Genomic DNA, 7,518 nt, shown 5'->3' with positions numbered 1-7,518 from the left:
AAGTAAATACTTGATCTGATGTCATTCCATCTGGTAAAACCACTCCTCCGGAATTGTAAAAAACAAATAATAAAGACCCTATTAACATGAATAGTGCCCAAACTGGTACACTTGCTAAAACACCTATGTAAGCTGCTTTTTTAGCATCTTTATCGTTCTTTGCTGCTAAATACCTTTGTACAATCGTTTGATCTGTTCCATATTTTTGAAGCGCATAAAAAGCGCCATTAATAACTAAAACCCAGAATGTTAATTCTGAAAAACTAAAATTGTATGGACCAAAATCAATTTTTTTCATTGAAACTGCTTCGTTTAACATAAATCCTGCTCCTTTTTCTGAGCTAAATAGCAATACGCCAATACATAACAAACCTCCACCAATTAATAAGAAACCTTGAATTACATCCATCCAAATAACAGCTTCCATACCACCTAAAAGTGTTAGAATAATTATAATTACTGTTAAACATAAAATAAAAGTAGTTACGTCGATTCCTGTTAATGTTGCGAGTGCTAAACTCACCAAATACAGAACAGTTCCCATTTTAGAGAAATGAGTTAAAATAAAAGCAATAGAACTGTACATTCTTGCAAACGGACTAAATCTTCGTTCAAAATATTCGTAAGTACTTAGTCTTATTACTTTTCTAAACAAAGGAACAATCACCCAAATTAAACCTACTAAAACTATGGGGACCATAAGCCCTTGCACCAACAAAATCCAGTTAGACTTATAGGCTGCTGCAGGATAAGCTAAAAAAGTAACGCTACTGATTAACGTTGCAAATATTGAAATACCGATAGCCCATGCAGGTATTGTTTTACTTCCTGAAAAATATTGATCGGAACTTTTTTGTCTATTTGCAAAGTAAAATCCTGCACCTAAAGTAAATACTACAGAAATAATTACAATAACAATATCTACCCAATGTATATTTACCATAATAGTTTGGTTTTATTTATTCTACTTCTGTTAAAGGAGGCATCATAGTTTTATTACAAAGTCCTTTTTTACTCATTAAATATTTTAGAAAAGCTAAAGATTCTCCTAATGTTTTATCTTTTTGATATTCTTTTGCAACCGTATTTGTTTCTAGTTGCCATTTTTCACAATTTTTCCAATCTTTATTTAAAGCAGATTCATAAAGTAATTTATACATTTCAGGAACATAATTTCCAGTACTTGGTACAATACCATCTGCACCTAATTTTAAACTACCAAAACTTTGAGCTCCCCATCCACAGAAAAAAGAAAAATTAGGATTTTCTTTATAAGTCTGTATACAAATCTTCATACGTTCTTCATCTCTTTCAGAATCTTTTAACCCCCAAATATTTGAATGTTTCGATAATTCTGCAACAACCTCTAAAGGAATAGACATTTGCGTTGTTGCTTTGATGTTATACATCATTACTGGACCAGAAATTTTGTCTGCCAATGATTGATAAAAAAGTAACATTTGATTTGCAGATAAACCATAATAAGATGGCAAAGTTGCCACTACACAGTCTGCACCTAAAGCAATGTATTTATTTCCTCTTTCAATTAAATCATCTACTTGATTACCAACCAAACCAACATAAATGTTCTGATTGATGCCTTTTGCGTTTACAGCTGCTTCTACCAACTTAAGACTCTCTAATTCATTTATTGAACTAGACTCCCCTGTTGTTCCTAAAACCAAAGGGTGAATATTATTTTTTGCAAATAATTTTACGATACGCTCAACACCAACGACATCTATTGAAATATCTTTATTTAATGGTGTTACCATAGGTACAACTACTCCTGAAAAACGTTTTTGCATATTTTAAATTTAAAAATAAAGCATTCTAAAATGCTATCTGCAATATTATTAATTTAACAATAATTCGCTGTTATTTTTGAGCGTTGACCGATTGTGTAAAAGTTTGTATTTCTAATAACTAATAAAAAAAGACATGCATTTAAGCATGTCTTTCTTATTATTTTAAAAATTAACTTTTAATATTAGTGAACTAATAGTTTTAATGATTTTTGACCTTCAACTGTTTTTAAAGTTGTTATATAAAGACCAGCTTTCATGTTAAAATTAGTATCTTGAGAAGTAATAAATTCTTTTACTAAAGCTCCTGTAATACTATATACTTTTACTTCAGTTTTAGAAGTAACGTTAGAGATATATACTCTGTTTTTAGCAACTCTAATATCTGTAGAAATTGAGCCAAGGTTTTTATCAACAGATAAAGTTCTTTTGAAAACTCCGTTTTCATAGATTTTAGTTTCAAGACCTGCACCTAAGGAAACATCTACTTTACCTAAATAAATTCTGTAGACTCTTATTGTACCACCTCTGTTTGCAATTCTGTAAGCACCTGCATCTACAGCTTGAAACTGCATTACTCTAACTGCTTCATCACCAGTATCAGCTCCATCAATTGGCCCATCAAAATCACCAAGTCCAGCACCTTTATCCTCTATTCTTACAGGGACTCCTGTACCTCCTAAAGTTTCAAAACTAAAATAACCTGTTTTAAACCCAAGAGTTCCATCTCCTTCAATATCTGTGTACTGCCCTGAACCTACAACAGTTACCCATTGACCAGCTTCTAAATTAATACTAAAACCTCTATATCTACCAGTTTCTCTATACCTTTTATCTCCAGGTGTTGTAAATTGTATACACCCAGGAAATAAACTATCATCCATTCCATCAAACAATGTTGTACGGTTATCATAACGTGTTATATCATTTCTAGTAGTATATATTCTATCGCTGTTACTATCTCTAGCAAAAACTAAATCTACAGCACCATCTAAATCTGTTAAGTTTTTTGGTTTTGTGTATTCACTACCTCCACTTAAAAGAGTGCCTCCAGGAGGTGTTGGCGCAGAACCTTTTGAAGTTATTTGAAAATTTCCGCTAGCATAATTAGCGTTAAAAGTAGCATTATAAATTGCTTCTACACTTTGACCATCTTCATTTTCAAAACCATCATTAGGAGTCTGTTCAACTCCATTTTCGTCTGTATAAACAATTTGACGATTATAGTTAGCAAAGGCGTTTAAATAATCTAAAGGCAATAAGTTATCGAAACCAGCACCTAATTCTTTAGCTCCAAAATCCCAATATTTTATATTTTGTGCATTGTACGTTGCCGTAACAAAAAACATTGGTAAGATTAAAAATAGTAATTGTTTTTTCATTTTATGTATTTATTAAATTAATTTTATTTGTGTCACTTGGAAAAACCCAAATATATTATAAAAATAAAAAATACATGTATTATTCAAGTATATATTTGCACAACGGTCAATTCTATAAATTATATTATTTAGTATACAGACTTATTTAATTTTTAATTTGATATGTTTTATTTTTTTAATAAGAATTCTTGTTTTCTTTTGTAATTTGCCCAAAATAAAATTCATTAAAAGTAACTTTATTAAATTAAAATATTGATTTTAAGAAAAATAAAATATTAAAATTCTAACACAACAGGTAATGAAATGAAAAAATCTATTTTGGTATTTATCTTATTTTATGTAGTAAAAATCTCTAACGCTCAAGTACAAGAAGAACTTTGGCTTTTAGATAATCTTACTGAAATTGGAGGTCATGACGTAAATATAATTGGTAGCCCTAAAATTATAGAAACGTCCATTGGAACTGCTGTAGAATTTAACGGAATTAATGATGGTTTAATTATAAATAACAGTCCTTTGGCGGAAGCTTTAGAATTTACGGTTGAAATTCTTTTTAAACCCTATTCTAATGGTGGTGTAGAGCAACGATTTCTTCACATACAACAAGATAATGACAATAGAATATTGATAGAGTTGAGAAATAACAATAATGAAAATTGGAGTTTAGATACATTTATAAAATCCGGAAACTCAAATAAGACTTTATTAGATTATTCTTTTGTTCATAATTTAAACACCTGGCATCATGCAGCCTTAGTTTATAAAGAAGGAAAAATGCAACATTTTGTAGATGGCCAAAAAGAATTAGAGGGCACAATAGACTATAAAGTTGTAAATTCTGGGCAAACATCTTTAGGTGTAAGACTTAACAAAGTATCTTGGTTTAAAGGCGCAATTCATTCCTTAAAAGTTACCCATAAAGCACTTAACCCTAATGAATTTATGGAAATATCAAAAACCTTAAACATACTTAAAACTAAAGAAAATACTATTGTCAGTAGCTTTTATCCAAACCCAATTATATCCAATTGTCTCTTAAAATATAAATTACTCAACTCTTCTTATGTTTCTATTAAATTATTTACAATAAATGGTATAAAAATCTCTTCACTTTTTTCAGGTTTTAAAAAGATAGGGACTCATGAGCTGAAATTGAATCTTGAAAATTTAAAATCTGGCATTTATTTTTTGGAAATTAATTCTGGTGATAAAAAATCAATTCAAAAGATTATTATTCGATAGAATTAATTCTAATAATCTTAGGTACATCAAACAAAAGAATAATACTAAAAATTAGAAAAAAATAAGATTTAAATTTGATACAAGCTAAAGAAGTATTTTTGTTTTTTAGAGTTTATTTGTATTTCTTACAGTGATTCTCTATCGATAAAATTAAAAGGAACTTTTATTCTTCCATGGGTTTTATCTAAAATTATTTTTGCTGCTGTTTCTCCCATTATTTTAAAATCTGTAGACATTACTGTAATTCCTAATAGTTCTTTTAAGTCGGTGTCATTGTAAGAAATAATACCGATATCGCTTCCTAACTTATATTCGTCTTCCCTTATTTGTTTTACTAGGTTAACCAAGTCAGCTTCTTCTATAGTTATAAATAAATCTCCTTTTTTTAGAATCATATCATCATAAATTTCATTTAATATTTCGAAATCTAAGTTCTGCTCAACACAAAATTTTCTAAATCCATGTAGTATACGTCTTGGGTAAGGGTACACAGATTTATCAGGATATATTAGCATTATTTTTTTGTATTTTTTTATTTTTGATATTCCTTTTTTTAAGGCATCATAAATATCATTTTCAAAGTCTTGAAAAATCTCGGTGCAATCAAGTTGTAAATTTGAATTGGTGTTATCTAATATTACTAATTTTTCTTTTGGAATTTTCTTTATAGCTTTAATAACATTATCTGTAAAACTAATATGAGTTAAATTATCTGTCTTAAAATGTGGCATAATTACATAATAATCATAGGCAGATTTATTTTTATCTAAAAGGTTTAAAAATAAACTTTCATCACAATGGTAAATGTGTAAATCTGTGTGAGAATTGGCCCCAATAGCATTTATAAAACAATTGTAAGTTCTTAACTTATATGAACTAAGTTTATTTACTAAAAATAAAATATTTACTTTAGATATTAGTTGTGTTCTAGAAATATAGTATCCTTTACCTCTTATAGAAGTTATAATTTTTCGATCTTTTAGAATACTATAAGCTTTTTCAACAGTATCTCTAGAAATATAAAACTCTTCGCTAAACCTGTTTATAGAAGGTATCTTTTGATCAATTTTTAATACTCCATTTGAAATATTATGAATTATAGAGTCAATAATTTGTTGATATTTAGGGATTCTTGAATTTTCGTCAATTTTAATTAACTCAATCATTTTCTTGTGGTATTAAATTTAAATATACTCATATTTAATAAGTTTCATTTTATTAATTTCAAAAAAATCTTCGAAAATCTTAATTTAAAATTAAAACAAAATTACTAATCTTTTCTTTTTTGAGTATGGCTTTTTTAACATAAGTAAGTTACTATTTAATTGTTTTTACTTCTGATTTTTTTATAAAATTGATTTTTACGGTATTGTACAGGATAGAAAACTCTTATTAGGAATTTACTTTTGAAATATTATTTATACATAATTAAAATGATGGAAATTAGCAAAAAATTCAAGTACGTAGATTATTTGTGGGATCAAAAAAAAGCAGATGCTTTAGGCGATGACCAAGTAGCTTTATTTTTATATCGATCTAACATATTAGGTGCAGATTTAAGAATAACAAATTATGGAGGAGGAAATACCAGCTGTAAAACGATAGAAAAAGACCCTTTAACAAACGAAGAAGTTGAGGTGATGTGGGTAAAAGGTTCTGGTGGAGATATTGGTACATTAGACAGATCTGGTATTGCAGGTTTATATACCAGTAGATTACGTAACTTAAAAAATGTTTATGGTGGTTTAGAAGATGAAGATCGTATGGTTGGTTTATTCAATCATTGTATCTATGATTTAAATAGTAAAGCTCCATCAATAGATACACCTTTACATGGCTTATTACCATTTACACACATAGATCATTTACATCCAGATGCATTAATTGCAGTTGCTGCTGCAGAAGATAGTGAAAAAGTGACCAAAGAAATTTGGGGAGATACTATGGGATGGGTGCCTTGGCAACGTCCTGGTTTCGATTTAGGTCTTCAGCTAGAAAAATGTTTGGCTGAAAACCCTGGCATTAGAGGTATTGTTTTAGGTTCTCATGGATTATTCACTTGGGGAGATACCTCTTATGAATCTTACATTAATAGCTTAGAAGTTATAGAAATGGCTTCTGAATATATTGAGAAAAAAATAAAAGAAAATGGTGAAGTTTTTGGCGGGCAAAAAGTGAAAAGTTTACCAGCGCAAGAACGTAAAGAAAAAGCAGCCGAATTAATGCCTTTATTAAGAGGTTTATGTTCATCAGAAAAAAGCATGATTGGTCATTTTTCTGATAATGATGTTGTTTTAGAATATATTAATAGTAATGATTTAGAAAGATTAGCGCCAATGGGAACGTCTTGTCCAGATCATTTTTTACGTACAAAAATTCAACCTTTAGTTTTAACACTTGATACGAATGAAGATCTTTCTGATTCTGATGCCATTCTTAAAAAATTAGAACCTACTTTTGAACAGTACAGACAAGAGTATGCCGATTATTATAATACTTGTAAAAAAGAGAATAGTCCAGCAATGCGAGATCCAAATCCGGTAATCATTATTTACCCAGGAGTTGGTATGTTCAGTTTTGCAAAAAACAAACAAACTACTCGTGTAGCTAGTGAATTTTACATTAACGCAATAAATGTAATGCGAGGTGCAGAAGCAATTACAGCATATACTTCTTTACCAAGACAAGAAGCTTTTGATATAGAATACTGGTTGTTAGAAGAAGCTAAATTACAACGTATGCCAAAAGAGCAACCATTATCAAGAAAAGTTGCTTTTGTAACTGGTGCTGGAGGTGGAATTGGTAAAGCAATTGCAGATAAATTAGCAGCAGAAGGTGCTAATGTAGTATTAACAGATATTAATGAAGAAAGTTTAAAAGAGGCAAATGCAACTTATAAAAGAGATGTTTCTACCTATGCTGTTTGTGATGTTACAGATACCAATTCTATAGCAGAAGCATATAAAACAGCTTGTTTAGAGTTTGGTGGTGTAGATATTATTGTACATAGTGCAGGTTTAGCAATATCTAAAGCTTTAGAAGACACTACAGATAAAGATTGGAATATTTTACAAAACATATTGGTAAAG

Annotated in this window: 6 protein-coding genes; 2 read left to right on the top strand and 4 right to left on the bottom strand. The window is 29.3% G+C overall.

All coding sequences use genetic code 11. From position 1 onward, the window contains the following. The 3 genes from ACTG3S_RS10165 to ACTG3S_RS10155 form a co-directional block, all read right to left on the bottom strand. Positions 1–943, bottom strand: a 943-nt coding sequence (locus tag ACTG3S_RS10165; protein WP_439129247.1) for a sodium:solute symporter family transporter, incomplete at its 3' end; no start/stop codon positions are given. Positions 944–959: 16 nt separating this feature from the next. Then, complete coding sequence (locus ACTG3S_RS10160) at positions 960–1,808, bottom strand: dihydrodipicolinate synthase family protein (protein ID WP_439129246.1); 849 nt, start codon at positions 1,806–1,808, stop codon at positions 960–962. A 182-nt stretch (positions 1,809–1,990) separates the two neighbouring features. Then, positions 1,991–3,187: a T9SS type A sorting domain-containing protein gene (locus tag ACTG3S_RS10155; RefSeq protein ID WP_439129245.1), complete on the bottom strand. Its 1,197-nt coding sequence runs from the start codon at positions 3,185–3,187 to the stop codon at positions 1,991–1,993. 303 nt (positions 3,188–3,490) lie between these two features. Here ACTG3S_RS10155 and ACTG3S_RS10150 point away from each other — a divergent pair, with 303 nt between their 5' ends. Continuing rightward, entirely contained in the window at positions 3,491–4,429 is a 939-nt protein-coding gene (locus ACTG3S_RS10150; protein WP_439129244.1) for a LamG-like jellyroll fold domain-containing protein, read from the top strand. A 125-nt stretch (positions 4,430–4,554) separates the two neighbouring features. On the opposite strand, the gene ACTG3S_RS10145 is transcribed toward ACTG3S_RS10150, so the two are convergent. Then, positions 4,555–5,595 carry a GntR family transcriptional regulator gene (locus tag ACTG3S_RS10145; RefSeq protein WP_439129243.1) on the bottom strand — a complete coding sequence of 347 codons (1,041 nt, stop codon included), beginning with the start codon at positions 5,593–5,595 and terminating at the stop codon, positions 4,555–4,557. A gap of 270 nt (positions 5,596–5,865) precedes the next feature. Between ACTG3S_RS10145 and ACTG3S_RS10140 the strand changes: the two genes are divergently transcribed. Continuing rightward, the coding region (locus ACTG3S_RS10140; protein WP_439129242.1) for a bifunctional rhamnulose-1-phosphate aldolase/short-chain dehydrogenase at positions 5,866–7,518 on the top strand (1,653 nt) is incomplete at its 3' end.

This window comes from Polaribacter sp. (genome assembly GCF_965656025.1).
Taxonomy (GTDB): Bacteria; Bacteroidota; Bacteroidia; order Flavobacteriales; family Flavobacteriaceae; genus Polaribacter.
The sequence above is the reverse complement of the archived record's forward strand: the minus strand, read 5'-3'. Positions and strand labels throughout refer to the sequence as shown.